We start from the raw sequence: 16,497 nt of genomic DNA on the forward strand, positions 1-16,497 counted from the left end.
TGGAGATTTGAACATGCATGATCCTATCGTCATCGTGGGCGCAGCCCGCACCCCCATGGGCGCCTTCCAGGGCGACTTCTCGGCCAAGGCCGCACACGACCTCGGCGCCGTCGCCATCCAGGCCGCCGTCGAACGCTCCGGCATCGACGGCAAGCTGGTGGAGCACGTCTACTTCGGCAACTGCCTGATGGCGGGCCAGGGCCAGGCGCCGGCACGCCAGGCGCTGTTGAAAGCCGGCCTGCCGACGTCCACCGGCGCCGTCACGCTGTCCAAAATGTGCGGTTCGGCCATGCAGGCCGCGATCTTCGCGCACGACCAGCTGATCGCCGGCAGCGCCGACGTCGTGATCGCCGGCGGCATGGAGTCGATGACCAACGCGCCGTACCTGGTGCCGAAGGCGCGCGGCGGCTACCGCATCGGCCACGGCATGCTGTTCGATCACATGATGTACGACGGCCTGGAAGACGCCTACTCGCGCAACGAGAAAACCGGCGAAGGCCGCTCGATGGGCACCTTTGCCGAAGACTGCTCGGCCAAGTACGCATTCACGCGCGAGGCGCAGGACAACTTCGCCATCGAATCGGTGAAGCGCGCGCAGGTCGCCACCAGCGAAGGCTATTTCAAGTGGGAAATCGCGCCGGTCACCGTGACCTCGCGCGCCGGCGACACCGTCATCGACAAAGACGAAGGTCCGCTGAAAGCCAAAGTGGAAAAGATCCCGACACTGCGCGCCGCCTTCAAGAAAGACGGCACCATTACCGCCGCCTCGTCGTCGTCGATCAACGACGGCGCCGCAGCGCTGGTGATGATGCGCGAATCGAAAGCCAAGGAACTGGGCCTGTCGCCGATCGCCCGCATTCACGGCCACGCCACCTTTGCGCAGGAACCGAACTGGTTCACCACCGCACCGATCGGCGCCATCGAAAAACTGTACAAGAAAATCGGCTGGAGCACCAAGGACGTCGACCTGTTCGAGATTAACGAAGCCTTCGCCGCCGTGCCGATGGCGGCGATGCACGATCTGGCTATCCCGCACGACAAGGTCAACATCCACGGCGGCGCCTGCGCGCTGGGCCACCCGATCGGCGCTTCCGGCGCGCGCATCATCGTCACGCTGCTGGGCGCCTTGAAACGCACCGGCGGCAAAAAGGGCGTGGCGGCACTGTGCATCGGCGGCGGCGAAGCGACTGCGATGGCCGTGGAGCTGGTGTAAATGGCGACTGCACTGATTATCGGCGCCTCGCGCGGCATCGGGCTGGAACTGGTCAAGCAATACCGCAACGATGGCTGGCGCGTGATCGCCACCGCGCGCAAGCAGGAAGACTGCGACGCGCTGGCCGCGCTGGGCGCCGAGCCGCACAAGCTGGATGTGACCAATCTGGAAGCGGTGGCGGGCATCGGCTGGAAGCTCGATGGCGAAGAACTGGATGTCGCTATTCTGAACGCGGGCGTGTACGGCCCGCGTCACGACGGTTTTCCGGCGCAGGCGGACTTTGACGCGGTGATGCACACCAACGTGCTGGCGGCGATGCGCTTGCTGCCGGTGCTGGCGCCGCTGGTGTGCGCGTCGCGTGGCGACGGCAAGCTGGCGGTGCTGTCGTCGCGTATGGGATCGCTGAGCGAGCGCACCTCGCCGTCAGGCTCGCTGTACCGCGCCAGCAAGGCCGCGCTGAATTCGGTGTTGATCGACACCGCGCTGGTGTTCGGCAAGCAGGGCGCGACTTGTGTAGCCTTCCATCCGGGCTGGGTGCAGACCGACATGGGCGGCGCCGGTGCCGACATCACGGTAGAACAAAGCGCCAGCGGCATCCGCGCCACGCTGGCCGGGTTGGCCGCCTCCGAAGTCGCCGTCTACCGCAGCTACGACGGCACGGAAATCGGCTGGTAAACCCCGCACAGCCACATAGGGTCTGACCCCAAGGGGTCAGACCCTGCGACGGATTTGCGGGGCAACTATAAACGAGACACGCAATGATACTGAGCCAGGAACATGAAATGATCCGTGACGCCCTGCGCACCTTCGCGCAGGACCGTCTCGCCCCCAACGCCGCCCGCTGGGACAAGGAGCACCACTTCCCCAAGGAAGAATTGAAAGAGCTGGCGGCGCTGGGCGCCTTCGGCGTCGCGGTGCCGGAAGAACTGGGCGGCGCCGGCATGGATTACGTGTCGCTGGCCCTGGTGCTAGAAGAAATCGCCGCCGGTGATGGCGGCACCTCCACGATCATCTCCGTCAACAACTGCCCGGTATGCAGCATCGGCATGATGTACGCCAACGCGCAGCAAAAGGAACAGTGGCTGCGGCCCCTGGCGCAAGGCGACATGCTCGGCGCCTTCTGCCTCACCGAACCGCACACCGGCAGTGACGCCGCCGCCCTGCGCACCACCGCCACGCGCGACGGCGACCACTATGTGCTGAACGGCGTAAAACAGTTCATCACCAGCGGCAAGCACGCCGACGTCGCCATCGTCATGGCCGTCACCGACAAGAACGCCGGCAAGAAAGGCATCAGCGCCTTCTGGGTGCCGACCTCCACGCCGGGGTACATCGTTGCCGGCATCGAGCAGAAGATGGGCCAGCACTCGTCCGACACCGCGCAAATCGTGTTTGAACACTGCCGCATCCCGGCCGAGAACCTGATCGGCGAAGAAGGCCAGGGCTACAAGATTGCCTTGTCGGGACTGGAGGGCGGCCGCATCGGCATCGCCTCGCAATCGGTCGGCATGGCGCGTTCCGCCTACGAGGCCGCGCTGCGCTACGCGCGGGAACGCGAAAGCTTCGGCAAGCCGATTTTCGAGCACCAGTCGGTGCAATTCAAACTGGCGGAGATGGCGATGCAGATCGAAGCCGCGCGGCAGCTGATCCTGCACGCCGCGTCGATGAAAGACGCCGGCCTGCCATGCCTGAAGGAAGCCGCCATGGCCAAGCTGTTCGCCTCCGAAATGGCGGAGAAGGTGTGCTCCGACGCCATCCAGATCCACGGCGGCTACGGCTACGTCAGCGACTTCCCGGTAGAACGCATCTACCGCGACGCCCGCGTATGCCAGATCTACGAAGGCACCAGCGACATCCAGAAAATCCTGATCGCCCGCGCGCTCTAGGTCTTGGCGACCACCGCTTCGCCGATGGCGTAGAAATTGCCGCCGGCGATGTAGTGCAGGCTGCGCCACTGCGGATCGGCGTTTTCGAAAGCCCAGTGGCCGTTCTGGAACACGCGGTCGTCCGCATACGCGGCCACCACTTCGCCGATGAACAGATCGTAGACCTGCTCATTGCGCGGCTCCGGCAGCACTTTGCAGATCAACCACGCCGACGAACCCACCACCAGCGGCACATCATAACCTTCCACCTTGAACAGCTGCACGCCGGCCTTTGCCAGCTTGTCCGGCGTATCCACGGCGCTGGTGTGGCCGACATCGTAGGTCAGCTGCAGCTGCGCCATGTTCGGCACCTGCAGCACGAAGTAGCCACTCTGCTCCACCAGCGGTCGCGTGGCGGTGGCCTTGTCCAGCACCACGGTCACCTTGGGCGGCGCAAAATCCAGCGCGCACGACCACGCCGCCGACATCACATTCTCCACCCCTCCATGGCTGGCCGACACCAGCACCGTCGGCCCGTGATTCAATAAACGATATGCCTTCGCCAGCTCCACCGGCTTGATATGCTGATCCAATCCCTACTCCTTAATTGCGCGGCATAGCGACGTACACCACCTTGCCAATCACCGCACTGGCAGGTACAAAGCCCCAGAAACGACTGTCCATACTGTTATCCCGATTATCGCCCATGACGAAATAGCTCGCTGCCGGCACCGTGCAGCTCAGCGTCTCGCCATCGTCCGTGCATTCTTTCGGCAGCGCCAGGTCGCCGCGCGGTACTCGCGCCGGCGCCTGCTCACGCAAAAGAATGTCATGCTCTTGCTGGCCGAATTTTTCGCGATAGCGCTTCAGGTACATCAGCCGCTCGTCGTCCAGATAATCCTTCAGTTCCTGGCCGCGACCATCTACGCCATTCACCAGCACATGCTTGTCGCGGTAGACGATTTTGTCGCCGGGCAGACCAACCACGCGCTTGATGTAGGACTGGCTCGGATCGACCGGGAAATCGAATACCAGGATATCGCCACGCTCCAGCGGCGCCAAAATCGCGCCATGACCGAGCCGGTGTCCCATGCTGCCGTAGTAGCCGAAGCCCCACTTCTGCACCATCACATTGGCGCCGACCGGCAGCGCGGGAATCATCGCCGAGGAAGGGATCTTGAACGGCTCATACAAAAATACGCGCAGCGACACCATGACGATGGATGCCGCCACCGCCACGCCAACCAGCCCATACCAGCGCGAATGCCATGGCCGCTGTTCATCAAATGTGCGCTCGACGGCAAAGCGGTAGGCGCGCCAGATCCACAACACCGTCAACGCCACCGAAATCAGGCCGAACAGCAGCGGCGACTGATGGCCGGGCACCAGGAAGCCGGCGATGCCCACCACCAGCCCCGCCACAAAACTGAGCAACGCCCAGCGCGGCGCGCCGACATACAGGAACGCCAGTGGCGCGGCCAGGATACTCAGGACAACGGCAATCCACTTTTTAGGTTTCAAAACATCTCCAGACGGACGGCCAATGCCGCCAGGGTGACAAACAACACCGGCAAGGTCAGACACGCGCCGACGCGGAAGTAGTAGCCCCACGTGATGCGCGTGCCTTTGTTGGCCAGCACGTGCAGCCAAAGCAGCGTGGCCAGGCTGCCGATCGGTGTGATCTTCGGACCGAGATCGCTGCCGATCACGTTCGCATAAATCATCGCCTCGCGCACCACGCCCTGCGCCGATGACGCGTCCACCGACAAGGCGCCGATCAGCACCGTCGGCAGGTTATTCATAATAGATGACAAAATGGCCGTCAGGAAGCCGGTGCCCAGCGCCGCGCCCCACACGCCATACTGGCCGCACCAGTTCAGCGCCGTGGTCAGGTAAGCCGTGAGCCCGGCGTTGCGCATGCCGTACACCACCAGGTACATCCCCAGCGAGAAGATCACGATCTGCCACGGCGCATGCAGCAGCACCTCGCGCGTGGAGATGCGATGGCCGCGCGACGCCACCACCAGCAGCACCGCCGATCCCACCGCCGCCACTACGCTGATCGGCACGCCCATCGGCTCGATCACGAAGAAGCCAATCAGCAGCAGGCCCAATACCCACCAGCCGGCGATGAAGGTGGCGCGGTCGTGGATTGCCAGCGCGGGGTCCTTGATCTGCTTCACATCGTAATCGGCCGGGATATCGCGGCGGAAGAACCACATCAACGCCGCCAGCGTGGCCGCCACCGCGACGAAGTTCACCGGCACCATCACCGCCGCATAACGCGCGAAGCTGATGTGGAAGTAATCGGCCGAGACGATGTTGACCAGGTTCGACACCACCAGCGGCAGGCTGGCCGTGTCGGCGATGAAGCCGGCCGCCATCACAAACGCCAGCGTGGCCTTGGCCGAGAAGCGCAGCTCCAGCAGGATGGCGATCACGATCGGCGTCAGGATCAGCGCCGCGCCGTCATTGGCAAACAGTCCCGATACCGCAGCGCCCAGCAGCACCAGCATGACGAACAGCCGCTTGCCGCTGCCGCCGCCCCAGCGCGCCACGTGCAGCGCGGCCCATTCGAAAAAGCCTGCCTTGTCCAGCAACAGGCTGGTGATGATGATGGCTACAAAGGTGGCGGTGGCGTTCCAGATGATGTGCCACACCACCGGAATATCGCTGACGTGAATCACGCCCGCCAGCAGCGCCACCAATGCGCCCAGCGACGCGCTCCAGCCGATGCCCAACCCGCGCGGTTGCCAGATCACCAGCACCAGCGTGGCGACGAAAATCAGGATGGCGCTCAGCATGCGGCACCGAGCGTGCCGATGCGGTCCAGCGCTGCTTGCGATAAGGTCGGCGCGGCCAGAAACGCCTCAATGCGCACGCGGAGGATGCGGTAAGTCTCCTCGAAGGCCGCCTCGATTTCTTCGTCGCTGCCCACCAAATGGCTCGGATCTGCCACGCCCCAGTGCGCGCGCAGCACCGGGCCCAGATACGCCGGGCAAGTCTCGCCGGCCGCGCTGCCGCACACGGTGATCACCACGTCCGGCGTCACCGGCAGCGCATCCCACGATTTGCTGTAATAGCCTTCGGTGGAGATGCCTTTACGCTGCAACAGCGCCACCGCGCGTGGATTCAGCTGACCGGTCGGCTGGCTGCCGGCGCTCAGCGCCCGCCAGCCTTCGGGAGCCAGGTGATTGAAGACGGCCTCGCTCAACAGCGAGCGGCAGGAATTACCGGTACACAGGAAAAGTATGGTTTGCATGAAGCGCCGCAGCGACAGTTGGGACAGCCAAATGATATCGGAATAGCCCGCAAAATCAATTGGACGTAAAGCCGGAGCGGATGTCGATCAGTTCGGAGGCCGGAAGTGCGCGCTGCACGTCGGCAATCGCGTTGGAGAGGGCGGCGGCGGCGCTGTCGGCCGGACGGCGGAAGTCCAGCACCAGGTTGCCGGCACGGTTGAAGCTCAGCAGCGCATCCTCGCAGCCGCCGGCGGCCAGTTGCGCCGACAAGTCGTCGTAATCGTGATCCTGGGTGGCCAGCCGGTATCTGAGCGTAAAAGCGAATTCCATCGTGCTCCTCCCATCAGCACTCCAGAATAGGCCGACGCTGCCTGGCGCGTTTGGGCGAACGCAAAGGACGAACAAAAATGCGGACGAAAAAAAAGCCCACATCGCTGCAGGCTTCGTTCCAATGTATTACCTATGCTTCAATCGTACCGGTCTCCAGGGCTATCTGCCAAGTGAGTCGGCGTCTCAGGCGCCCATGCTATCTGCGTGGTGCCCCTAACGTGTAAATCGACTAATGTCTTCGGGACTACAACTCCAGCGTCTGCGTCACCTGCGCCATCGAACTTACACAACTCTGGGCGCGGCGCATCGGCCGGATGTGGGACTGTTTGCCAGGCAAACCTCAACCACAAACAAAGTGTACCACAGTTTTTGTGCGCCGCACAAATTTATTTTGAAACCGTTTCGGTGACCAGCGGTGCGGGCGTCTGTTGCGCCGCTTCGCGGCCGGCCCGTTCAAACTCGGAAATCACCTGCGCGCCGAACAACAGCAAGGTGGCGCCGATCTCCAGGCTGAACATGACGATGATGGCGGTGGTCATCGAGCCATACACCACGTTCACCTGCGACAACGTGGAGAAATACCACACCAGGATGCGGCGGGCGATTTCCCACAGCAGCGCCGCCGTCACGCCGCCGATCAGCGCATGCGACAGCGACAGCCGTCCGACCGGCATCACCAGATAAATCGACGACAGCACGAGGACCTCGCCGGCCAAACCCAGCATATACAGCAGCACGCCCGACACGCCGTTCAGCGACCAGCTATAGCCAAACAGTCGCACGCTTTCCTCGCCCATCACCTGCAGGCTGCCGGCCACCAGCGTGACCAGCAACAAGCCGATGCCCAGCGACAGGATGTAGCAATAGGGCATCACCGCCGAAATCAGGAAATGCCGGCGCCGAATGGCCACCCGGTGCTTGAAGATCACGCACATGGCGTTTTCCAGCACCGTGAAGGCCAGCGAACTGAAGAACAACATGGTGATCACCAGCACACCACCGACCAGGTCGCGATGTTCCAGGAAATGCGCCACCTCGGCCACGATCGGCTGGGCCTGCCCCGGCACCAGCCAGTTCAGATATCGCCCGACGGCCGCCAGCAATTCGTCCTGCGCAATGATGTGCGACAGCGCCACCACCGCCAGCATCAGCAGCGGCAGTATCGACAGCAGTGAGTAATACGCCACCGCGCCCGCCAGCAGCAGGCCTTGGTTGGCGCGGAAGCCTTTTAGGCATTGCACCGTGAAATCCATGGGATGACCGGCAACATAGGCCAGCGCCCGGCGGTTGAGTAAGTTCATCTTGTCATTGTAGGCACCGCTCAGTGCGCGGTATGTGCGGCTACGTCCAGATAGCGCCAGTTGGTGAACTCCACCGGATGGCGACGGTAATTTTTCAGCCACGGCTGTTGCAGATCGGCGGAGATGGGATGCGTCAGCAACACCCACGGCGTGTAGGCGTGGATGAGTTGCGCCAGCTCATCATACAGCGCGGTGCGCTGCGGCGATTCACCCATCAAGCGGGCTTGCTCGTAGCGCTGATTGTAGGCTGGCAGGTTGAAGCGGGCATAGTTGGCGCGGCCGGCGTTGGGACCATACAGCAGCTGGTAGAAATTATCGCCATCGGGGAAGTCGGCGACCCAGTTGGTTTCAAACATCATCACCGAACCAAGGCGCGAAGCCTTGATGATTTCCGTCTTCTTGTCGCTCTTGAAGGTGACGTTGAGGCCGATGGCGTTGAGGTTCTTGCGCCACAGCTCGTCACGCAGGCGGCCGACGGTGGAGGCTTCGCTGTGCATCACCAGCGTCAGCGGCTTGCCGTCCGGCTGGGTACGATAGCCATTCTTGCCCTTGCGGTAGCCGTAGCGGTCCAGCAGCGCATTGGCCAGCGCCGGATCATAGGCGACCGGGCTGCGATAGTTGGGATCGTTGCCCAGCACGTTGGGCGGCAGCGGCGTCACGGCCGGCAGCGCCAGGCCTTTTTTCATCTGCGCGATGTCTTCGGTGCTGTTGTAGCCGAGCGCGATGGCGCGTCGCAACGCCACCTTGTCCTTACTGTAGCCGCCAATCAGCGGATCGTCCATGTTCATCCACATGTAATAGGTTTGCAACACCGGAAACGGCGCCAGCACGATGCCTTTGCGGACCAGTTCGGGCTGCAACTGGTTGTCGGCGGTCAGCACCATTTCCTTCATCGACTCCGGGACCTGCTCCAGGAAATCAAATTCGCCATTCAGAAAGCCCAGCACGCGCGACTGGTATTCCTCGACGATCTTGATGTCGATGCGGTCGAGGATGGGCAAGCGCTGGCCTTGAAATTCGGTCGGACGAAAGTCGCGGTTGGCCAGCAGCACGATCTGGTCGCTGCGCTTCCAGGTGCCGATCTTGAACGGGCCGGTGCCGACGGGATGGTTGCCAGCTTGCGCGCCGTAAGCCTGCACCACTTCGTGCGCCACCACGGATGTGGCCGGCATCGCCAGGTAGAACAGGAAGTTGGGATCGGGCGCCTTCAGGCGGATGCGCAGAGTGAACTTGTCAACCGCCTCGATGCCGGCCACGCCGTCGAACAAATACAGCCACGGCGATTTCAGCGCCGGGTCGTACAGGCGCTTGAGGCTGTAGACGTAGTCGTCGGCGGTGGCCTGCCGGTGCGCGCCGTGGAAAGCGGCATCCGGCGTGAAATAGACGTCCTGGCGCAGGCGGAAGGTGTAGGTTTTGCCGCCGTCGCTCAACACCGGCATGGCGGCGGCGGAGTTGGGGATCAGTTTGACCGGGCGGGCCAGGTAGTCGTAGCGCAGCAGCGGGTCGAACAGATTTTCCAGCAGGCTGAGGCTGGCGATGTCGGAGGCGACGGCGGGGTCGAGCGCGGTCTCGCCGGTGCTGAGGAAGGCGTGCAGCACTTTCGGCGCGGGCTCGGCATGGCCAGCGACCGTGACGGCCAACGCCAGCACGGCGGCTGCACAAGTTTTCAGCATCCTTCCCATGATTCCTCGCACGGTAAAGCGGCAGCTTATAACTTTTTGCGCTTGCTTACCCGCTATACTTTGCAAATTGCCCACTGCATACACGAAAAATGTCGCTCAACTACATCTGGTCTGGCTTCTTCCTGGTGGGATTTCTGGCCGCGTTGGCGCAGTTCCTGTTCCTGGGCGACACGGAAATCTTCAAGCGCATCATCGACGGCACCTTCGACTCGGCCCGCACCGGCGTGATGGATATCGCCCTGCCGCTGGCCGGCGTGATGACGCTGTGGCTGGGCATCATGAACATCGGCGAGAAAGCCGGCGCCATCGACCTGCTGGCCAAACTGATCGCGCCGTTCTTTTCGCGCATTTTCCCCGGCGTGCCGTCCAGCCACCCGGCCACCGGCCACATGGTGATGAACTTCTCGGCCAACCTGCTGGGCCTGGACAATGCCGCCACCCCGTTCGGCCTGAAGGCGATGGAAAGCCTGCAGACGCTCAACCCCAACAAGGACGAGCCGACTGATGCGCAAATCATGTTCCTGGTTCTGCACACCTCGGGCCTGACCCTGATACCGCTGGCCATCATGGCGCAGCGCTCGATCCTTGGCGCGGCCGATCCGTCCGACATCTTTATCCCCTGCATGGTGGCGACCTATGTGGCGACCATGACCGGCATCATCGCCGTTTCCATCCGCCAGCGCATCAACCTGTTCAACCGCGTGGTGGTGGGCTGGCTGGGCGGCATCACCGCCTTCATCGTCGGGCTGGTCTGGTACTTCACCAACTACTTGACCAAGCCGGAGATTGAAACCTTCTCCAAAGTCTTCAGCAACTTCGTGCTGATGGCCGTCATCGGTGGCTTCATCATCGGCGCGCTGCGCAAGAAGGTCAACGTCTACGAGGCGTTTATCGAAGGCGCCAAGGGCGGCATCCAGACCTCGCTGACCGTGATTCCGTATCTGGTCGGCATGCTGGTGGCGATCAGCGTGATCCGCAACGCCGGTCTGCTGGGCTTTGTGGTGCAGGGCTTCAGCTGGCTGTTCAGCCACCTGGGCGTCAACACCGATTTCGTCTCGGCGCTGCCGACCGCGCTGATGAAGCCGCTGAGCGGCAGCGCGGCCAAGGCCATGATGATCGACACCATGCAAACTTATGGCGTCGATTCCTTTGTCGGCCGCCTGGCCTGCGTGTTCCAGGGCTCGGCTGACACCACTTTCTACATCGTCGCGCTGTATTTCGGCTCGGTCGGCATCCGCAAGACGCGCTATGCGATCTCCTGCGGCCTGATCGCCGATTTCGCCGGCGTGCTTGCTGCGATTGCGATTTCCTATGTCTTCTTCCACTAAGTTGTTACGACGTCTGCTGGTTGCCGCGTTGATCGCGGCCGGCTCTGTCCACGCTGCCGACCTGCCGGAGCCGGTGGCGCGGCTGATGCAGTCGTCAAATATTCCGCCCGAAGCGGCCGGCATCATCGTCCTGCGCGGCGATACCGTGCTGGTGTCGCACAACCCGCAGCAAAGCATGCAGCCGGGTTCCACCATGAAGCTGTTCACCACGCTGACGGCGCTGGAGCAGCTGGGACCGGTATTCCGCGGCCGCACCGAATTGCGCAGCAGCGCCGACGTCGTCAACGGTGTCCTGCAAGGCGACCTGATCCTGCGCGGCGGCGCCGATGCCGACTTTAACGAAGACGTGCTGGGCCACATGCTGCAAGCGCTGCGCAACCAGGGCATCCGACGCATCAAGGGCGACATCATCGTCGACCGCCTGCTGTTCACGCCGTCGCGGCCGGATGCGGGGCAGCCGCCGTTTGATGAATATCCATGGGCCTACTACAACGTCATTCCCAACGCGGCGCTGATCAACACCAACCTGTTGAAAGTGGAAATGCGCTCCACCGGCAACAAACTGTCGCTGGTGATGTTGCCGGAGATGGACAAAGTCAGCATCCGCTCGGAGATGAAACTGACCGATGCCGCCTGCGGGAGCTGGGAAAACGGCTGGCGCACGCCGGACTATTCGCGCAAAGGCGACCGCATCGAAGTGGTGCTGCACGGCAGCTTCCCGAAAGACTGCACCAAATCCACCAACATCAACGTGCTGGACAGCCAGGACTTCCTGGCACGGCTGCTGCTGGCCGAATGGAGCAAGCTGGGCGGCTCACTCAGCGGTGAAGTGCGCGAGGCAGCCATCCCGGCAGCACCGGCCGATGCTGCGTCCGCGCCGGCGATCGCCACCCGCCTGCTGGCCGAGCACGTCTCCCGCGCGCTGCCCGAAATCGTCCGCGACACCAACAAACAATCCGACAACACATTGGCCCGCACCATCTTCCTCAGCCTGGGCAGCCTGGAAGCCGATCCGCAACTGGGCAGCAAACCGCTGCCACCGGACGCCAGCGGCGCCAGCACCCCGATGCGCGCCGAGACCGCCATCCGCGCCTGGCTGCAGCAGCACAACATCGACGGCAACGGCCTGATCCTCGACAACGGCTCCGGCCTGTCGCGCAGCGAACGCGCCACGCCGGCGCAGCTGGCCGCCCTGCTGCAAGCTGGCCTGAAAAGCCTGTGGATGCCGGAATTTCTCGCCAGCCTGCCGGTGGCCGCCACCGACGGCACCATGCGCCGACGTCTGAAGGACAGCCCGGCCGCGCAGCGCGCGCGCCTGAAAACTGGTAGCCTGACCGGCATGATCGCCATCGCCGGCTACGTGCAGGACGCCAACAACCAGCCCTGCATCGTGGTCGCCATCCTCAACGACGCCCACGTCGCCAACGGCGCCGGCCGCGCCGTGCTGGACGAGCTGGTTGACTGGGTGGCCCGTTCCGGCAATTAATCAGGAGCACTGCATGAAACAACGTCAGTTAGGTAAGCAAGGATTAACCGTCTCGGCCGAGGGGCTGGGCTGCATGGGCATGAGCAATGTGTATGGGGCGGCGGATGAGGGCGAGTCGATCGCCACACTGCACAGGGCGATTGAACTGGGGATTAATTTCTTCGATACGGCCGAGGTGTACGGGCCGTATCACAATGAGGAGCTGCTGGGCCGCGCCTTCCAAGGCCGGCGCAGCGAGGTGATCCTGGCGACCAAGTTCGGCTTCGATATCCGCGAGGGGGTGCGTAATGCGGTCACCAGCGATCCGGCGCACATCCGCGTGGCGGTTGAAGGTTCGCTGCGCCGGCTGGGCACCGATTACATCGATTTGCTGTACCAGCACCGCATCGATCCCAAGGTGCCGATCGAGGATGTGGTCGGCGTCATGGGGGAGCTGGTGAAGGAGGGCAAGGTGCGCTACCTGGGCCTCTCCGAGGCCGGCGTGGCGAATATCCGCCGTGCCCATGCGGTGCATCCGATCAGCGCGCTGCAGAGCGAGTATTCGCTGTGGGAGCGCAATCTGGAGGCCGACATCATCCCGGTGCTGCGCGAGCTGGGCATCGGCCTAGTGCCGTTCAGTCCGCTGGGACGCGGCTTCCTGGCCGGTACCGCCAAGCGCGCGGAAGAGTATCCGGCAACCGATTTCCGCAATCAGGACCCACGCATGCAGGGCGCAAACTTTGACGCCAACATGCAGGCGGCGCAGACGGTGCGCGAACTGGCCGCCGCGCGCGGTCTGGCGCCGGGCCAGGTGGCGCTGGCCTGGGTGCTGCAACAGGGTGACGATATCGTGCCGATTCCGGGCACGCGCCGTCGCGCCAACCTGGAGCAGAACGCCGCCGCCGCCGACGTGGTGCTCAGCGCCGCTGAAATCGCCACGCTGGAAGGCGCGCTGAAACACATCGCCGGCCTGCGCTACAGCGATGAGCGCATGGCCACCGTCGACCGTTAAAACACCAGACCACCCGCCGCCCCTTCCGCTGCAGCGCGGGCGAGCGGCGCGGCGGGCGGCAGAGCGCAGTTGGCGATGCCGCTTGACCTCATTGCGACAACTGTCGCATAATGATGGCAACAGTCGCACATGGAGTCGCTCGTGTCTATCTTCGCTATCTTTCCCGGCTTGGAGCCGCTAGCCCTGCGCTTTGCGCTGGCCAGCGCCGGCTGCGTGGCCGCCGGTCTCGGCGTGTGGGCGGTGACGAGCTTGTGCCGCCGCTGGCTGCCCGCCATCGCTGCGCAGCGTTCCGTGTGGCTGCTGGGCCAGTGCACCGTCCTCGCGGCCTTCCTGCTGATCCTGCTGCCGCAAAGCGAACGCCTGCGCATGCTGCCTCCGATCGATATCGAAAACTACGCCACGCCATTGCCAGCCACGCGCGCCGACGCCGGCATCACCGCACCCGCCACCGCCGTCAAAGACGCGCCGGCCACCATCACACCGCAAACCCTCCTCGCCTACGCCACCCAAGGCTGGCTGCTGCTGTACGCACTGGGGCTAGGCTACACGCTGATTCAACTACTGCGTACCCGCCGCACGCTGGATGCGCTGGCCTCCGCCGGCATCCGCACCAACGCCGCGCCGGTTCACACCATCGAAATCGACGCCCCGATCTCGCCGATGCTCTTCGGCCTGCTGCGCCCACGCCTGCTGCTGCCGTTGCACCTGCGCGGCTTTGACGAAGACCAGCGCCAAATGATCGTCGAACACGAACTGACGCACTGGCGCCGCCACGACCTGCAATGGGCCAGCGCCGGCATCGTGCTGCAAACGCTGCTCTGGTTTAATCCCTTCATGCGCCTGCTACGCAACCAGCTGTCGTGGGCACAGGAATTGGGCTGCGACCGCGACGTGCTGCAAGGCCGTCCGCAAGCACAACGCAAAGCCTACGCGGCGGCGCTGATCACGCAACTCAAACTCCAGCAAACGCCGATTGCCACCGCACTCGCCTTCGGCCACGTCACGCCGGACACGCTGGCCGACCGCATCGCCCTGATCCGCACGCCCGCCAAAGCGCTGCGCGGACCATGGACCCGCATCGCCACGCTGGCCGCGCTGGCCGCCGTGCTGGCGACCAGCCTGGCGCTGCAACCATCGCTGGCGTCGCAAAGCGCCAATCTGCTGTCCTGCACCGCGCTGGTGGACGCGGCCACTGGCCAGTCGCTACGCCGCGACGGCCAATGCGGCGAACGCGCCACGCCGGCATCCACCTTCAACATCGTGGTCGCGCTGATGGGCTACGACAGCGGTATCCTGACCGACGAGCACACGCCAGTCATCAAGTACCAGCCAAGGTACCAAACCTGGGACCACGCCGACTGGCGCATCGACACCGATCCCTCCAGCTGGATCAAATACTCCAACCTGTGGTACGCGCAGCAGGTCACCACACGGTTGGGAGAAGACAAGCTGCAACGCTACGTCCGCAGCTTTGGCTACGGCAACCAGGACCTCTCCGGCGACGCCGGCAAGCACAATGGCCTGACCCAGTCGTGGGTGGAATCCTCGCTGGCGATTTCGCCGGACGAGCAGGTGGCCTTCCTGCGCAAGATCGTCAACCGTCAGCTGCCGATTTCCGCCAAAGCCTACGACATGACCACCCGTATCCTGCATCCGCAGACGCTGGCCAACGGCTGGACCATCTACGGCAAAACCGGCACCGGCTCGCCGCCTCTGATCAACAGCGACGACGACCGCCAATACGGCTGGTATGTCGGCTGGGCCACCAAGGGCAACCGCACCATCGTCTTTGCCAACATGACGCTGGACCACCGACAGGACGTCTTCGCAGGCCCGCGCATCCGCGACGCCTTCCTGCGCAACGTCGCCACCCAACTCGACACGCTTTAACCCACCACCCACCCAAGGAGACATCTTGTCTACACTGAGCCGCATGGCATTTGCCATCGCAGCAGGCTGCTGCATACCCGTCGCCGGCGCCGCCGACCTGCAAACCATCGTCGATCAGGCCATCAAACCGATCATGAAAGAGCACGACGTGGCGGGCATCGCCGTCGCCGTCACCATCGACGGCAAGCCGGCTTTCTTCAGCTACGGCGTGGCGTCGAAGGAGAGCGGCGCGCCGGTCAGCGAACACACACTGTTTGAACTGGGCTCGGTCAGCAAGACCTTCACCGCCACCATGGCGTCGTATGCGCTGGTGCAGGGCAAGCTGTCGCTGGACGATCATCCCAGCCGCTACGTGCCCAGGCTGAAAGGCACGCCACTCGACAAGGCGACGGTACTCAACTTCGGCACCTACACCGCCGGCGGCCTGCCGCTGCAGTTCCCGGATGCGGTGACGGATGATGAGCAAGGCATGCTGGCCTACTTCGGCCACTTCAAGCCGAGCGCCGCGGCGGGTCAGATGCGCGTGTACTCGAATCCCAGCCTTGGCATGTTCGGCCACCTGGCCGGCCTGTCGCTCAAAGCCAATCCGGCCGACGTGCTGGAAAAGCAGATCCTGCCCAAGCTGGGCATGACCCATACCTACCTGCGCATGCCGGACAGCGCGATGACCAATTACGCCTGGGGCTACAACCAGGACAACAAGCCAGTCCGCATGGGACAGGAACTGTTCTCGGGCCAGACTTACGGCGTGCGCTCCAGCACCTCGGACCTGATCCGCTACGTGCAGGCGAATATCGATCCGAGTCAGCTTGACGCCACGCTGCGCAGTGCCATCGAAGGCACGCACGTCGGCTACTACCGCGTCGGCGGCATGGTGCAGGGCCTGGGCTGGGAACGGTATGCGATGCCGGTGTCGCTGGATACCCTACAGGACGGGAACTCCAGCAAGATGAGCCGCGAAGCCAATCGGGTCACGCTGCTGACGCCGCCCAAGCCGCCATCCGACAACGTCTGGTACAACAAGACCGGCGCCACCAACGGCTTCGGCGCCTATGTCGCCTTTGTGCCGGCGAAGAAAATCGGCATCGTCATTTTGGCGAACAAGAACTACCCGATCGCCGACCGCGTCAAGGCCGCTTACGCGATCATGAACGCGCTCAAGGACTGAC

The 16,497-nt window shown here is 63.6% G+C and carries 15 protein-coding genes; 8 read left to right on the forward strand and 7 right to left on the reverse strand.

Going from position 1 to position 16,497, the window contains the following annotated elements:
- Positions 1–13: 13 nt before the first annotated feature.
- The 3 genes from HH213_RS10480 to HH213_RS10490 all read left to right on the forward strand — a co-directional run bounded on the left by HH213_RS10480 (position 14) and on the right by HH213_RS10490 (position 3,099).
- Complete coding sequence (locus tag HH213_RS10480) at positions 14–1,213, forward strand: acetyl-CoA C-acyltransferase (RefSeq protein WP_169112205.1); 1,200 nt, start codon at positions 14–16, stop codon at positions 1,211–1,213.
- Positions 1,214–1,888 carry an SDR family oxidoreductase gene (locus HH213_RS10485; protein ID WP_161043087.1) on the forward strand — a complete coding sequence of 225 codons (675 nt, stop codon included), beginning with the start codon at positions 1,214–1,216 and terminating at the stop codon, positions 1,886–1,888.
- Between the two features lie 83 nt (positions 1,889–1,971).
- Positions 1,972–3,099 carry an acyl-CoA dehydrogenase family protein gene (locus tag HH213_RS10490; protein ID WP_169112206.1) on the forward strand — a complete coding sequence of 376 codons (1,128 nt, stop codon included), beginning with the start codon at positions 1,972–1,974 and terminating at the stop codon, positions 3,097–3,099.
- Here HH213_RS10490 and HH213_RS10495 read toward each other — a convergent pair.
- The 7 genes from HH213_RS10495 to HH213_RS10525 form a co-directional block, all read right to left on the reverse strand.
- Positions 3,096–3,671, reverse strand: coding sequence for a flavin reductase family protein (locus tag HH213_RS10495; RefSeq protein WP_110845916.1), 576 nt, complete (start codon positions 3,669–3,671; stop codon positions 3,096–3,098). The two genes, HH213_RS10490 and HH213_RS10495, sit on opposite strands and share 4 nt — an antisense overlap.
- A 10-nt stretch (positions 3,672–3,681) precedes the next feature.
- Positions 3,682–4,599, reverse strand: coding sequence for a signal peptidase I (gene lepB / locus HH213_RS10500; RefSeq protein WP_169112207.1), 918 nt, complete (start codon positions 4,597–4,599; stop codon positions 3,682–3,684).
- Positions 4,596–5,882, reverse strand: coding sequence for an arsenic transporter (locus HH213_RS10505; protein ID WP_169112208.1), 1,287 nt, complete (start codon positions 5,880–5,882; stop codon positions 4,596–4,598). Before HH213_RS10505 ends, lepB begins: the two co-directional genes overlap by 4 nt.
- Positions 5,876–6,340 carry an arsenate reductase ArsC gene (locus tag HH213_RS10510; protein WP_169112209.1) on the reverse strand — a complete coding sequence of 155 codons (465 nt, stop codon included), beginning with the start codon at positions 6,338–6,340 and terminating at the stop codon, positions 5,876–5,878. The genes HH213_RS10505 and HH213_RS10510 overlap by 7 nt, the downstream gene beginning before the upstream one ends.
- Positions 6,341–6,395: 55 nt before the next feature.
- Complete coding sequence (locus HH213_RS10515; RefSeq protein WP_169112210.1) at positions 6,396–6,650, reverse strand: hypothetical protein; 255 nt, start codon at positions 6,648–6,650, stop codon at positions 6,396–6,398.
- A gap of 386 nt (positions 6,651–7,036) precedes the next feature.
- On the reverse strand, positions 7,037–7,951 hold the full coding sequence (locus HH213_RS10520) for a YihY/virulence factor BrkB family protein (RefSeq protein ID WP_169112211.1): 915 nt from the start codon (positions 7,949–7,951) through the stop codon (positions 7,037–7,039).
- Between the two features lie 20 nt (positions 7,952–7,971).
- Positions 7,972–9,624 carry an ABC transporter substrate-binding protein gene (locus tag HH213_RS10525; protein ID WP_229263385.1) on the reverse strand — a complete coding sequence of 551 codons (1,653 nt, stop codon included), beginning with the start codon at positions 9,622–9,624 and terminating at the stop codon, positions 7,972–7,974.
- A gap of 98 nt (positions 9,625–9,722) precedes the next feature.
- Between HH213_RS10525 and HH213_RS10530 the strand changes: the two genes are divergently transcribed.
- From HH213_RS10530 to ampC, 5 genes are all read left to right on the forward strand, one after another.
- Positions 9,723–10,961, forward strand: coding sequence for a spore maturation protein (locus HH213_RS10530; protein WP_169112213.1), 1,239 nt, complete (start codon positions 9,723–9,725; stop codon positions 10,959–10,961).
- On the forward strand, positions 10,945–12,447 hold the full coding sequence (dacB, locus tag HH213_RS10535; protein WP_229263386.1) for a D-alanyl-D-alanine carboxypeptidase/D-alanyl-D-alanine endopeptidase: 1,503 nt from the start codon (positions 10,945–10,947) through the stop codon (positions 12,445–12,447). The genes HH213_RS10530 and dacB overlap by 17 nt, the downstream gene beginning before the upstream one ends.
- A gap of 13 nt (positions 12,448–12,460) precedes the next feature.
- Positions 12,461–13,438, forward strand: coding sequence for an aldo/keto reductase (locus tag HH213_RS10540; protein WP_169112214.1), 978 nt, complete (start codon positions 12,461–12,463; stop codon positions 13,436–13,438).
- 141 nt (positions 13,439–13,579) lie between these two features.
- Positions 13,580–15,328, forward strand: a complete 1,749-nt coding sequence (blaOXA, locus tag HH213_RS10545; RefSeq protein WP_229263387.1) for a class D beta-lactamase — start codon at positions 13,580–13,582, stop codon at positions 15,326–15,328.
- 43 nt (positions 15,329–15,371) lie between these two features.
- Positions 15,372–16,496 carry a class C beta-lactamase gene (ampC, locus tag HH213_RS10550; protein WP_169115095.1) on the forward strand — a complete coding sequence of 375 codons (1,125 nt, stop codon included), beginning with the start codon at positions 15,372–15,374 and terminating at the stop codon, positions 16,494–16,496.
- The last annotated feature ends 1 nt before the right edge of the window (position 16,497 follow it).

The organism is Duganella dendranthematis, from assembly GCF_012849375.1.
In the GTDB taxonomy this organism is placed as follows: domain Bacteria; phylum Pseudomonadota; class Gammaproteobacteria; order Burkholderiales; family Burkholderiaceae_D; genus Rugamonas; species Rugamonas dendranthematis.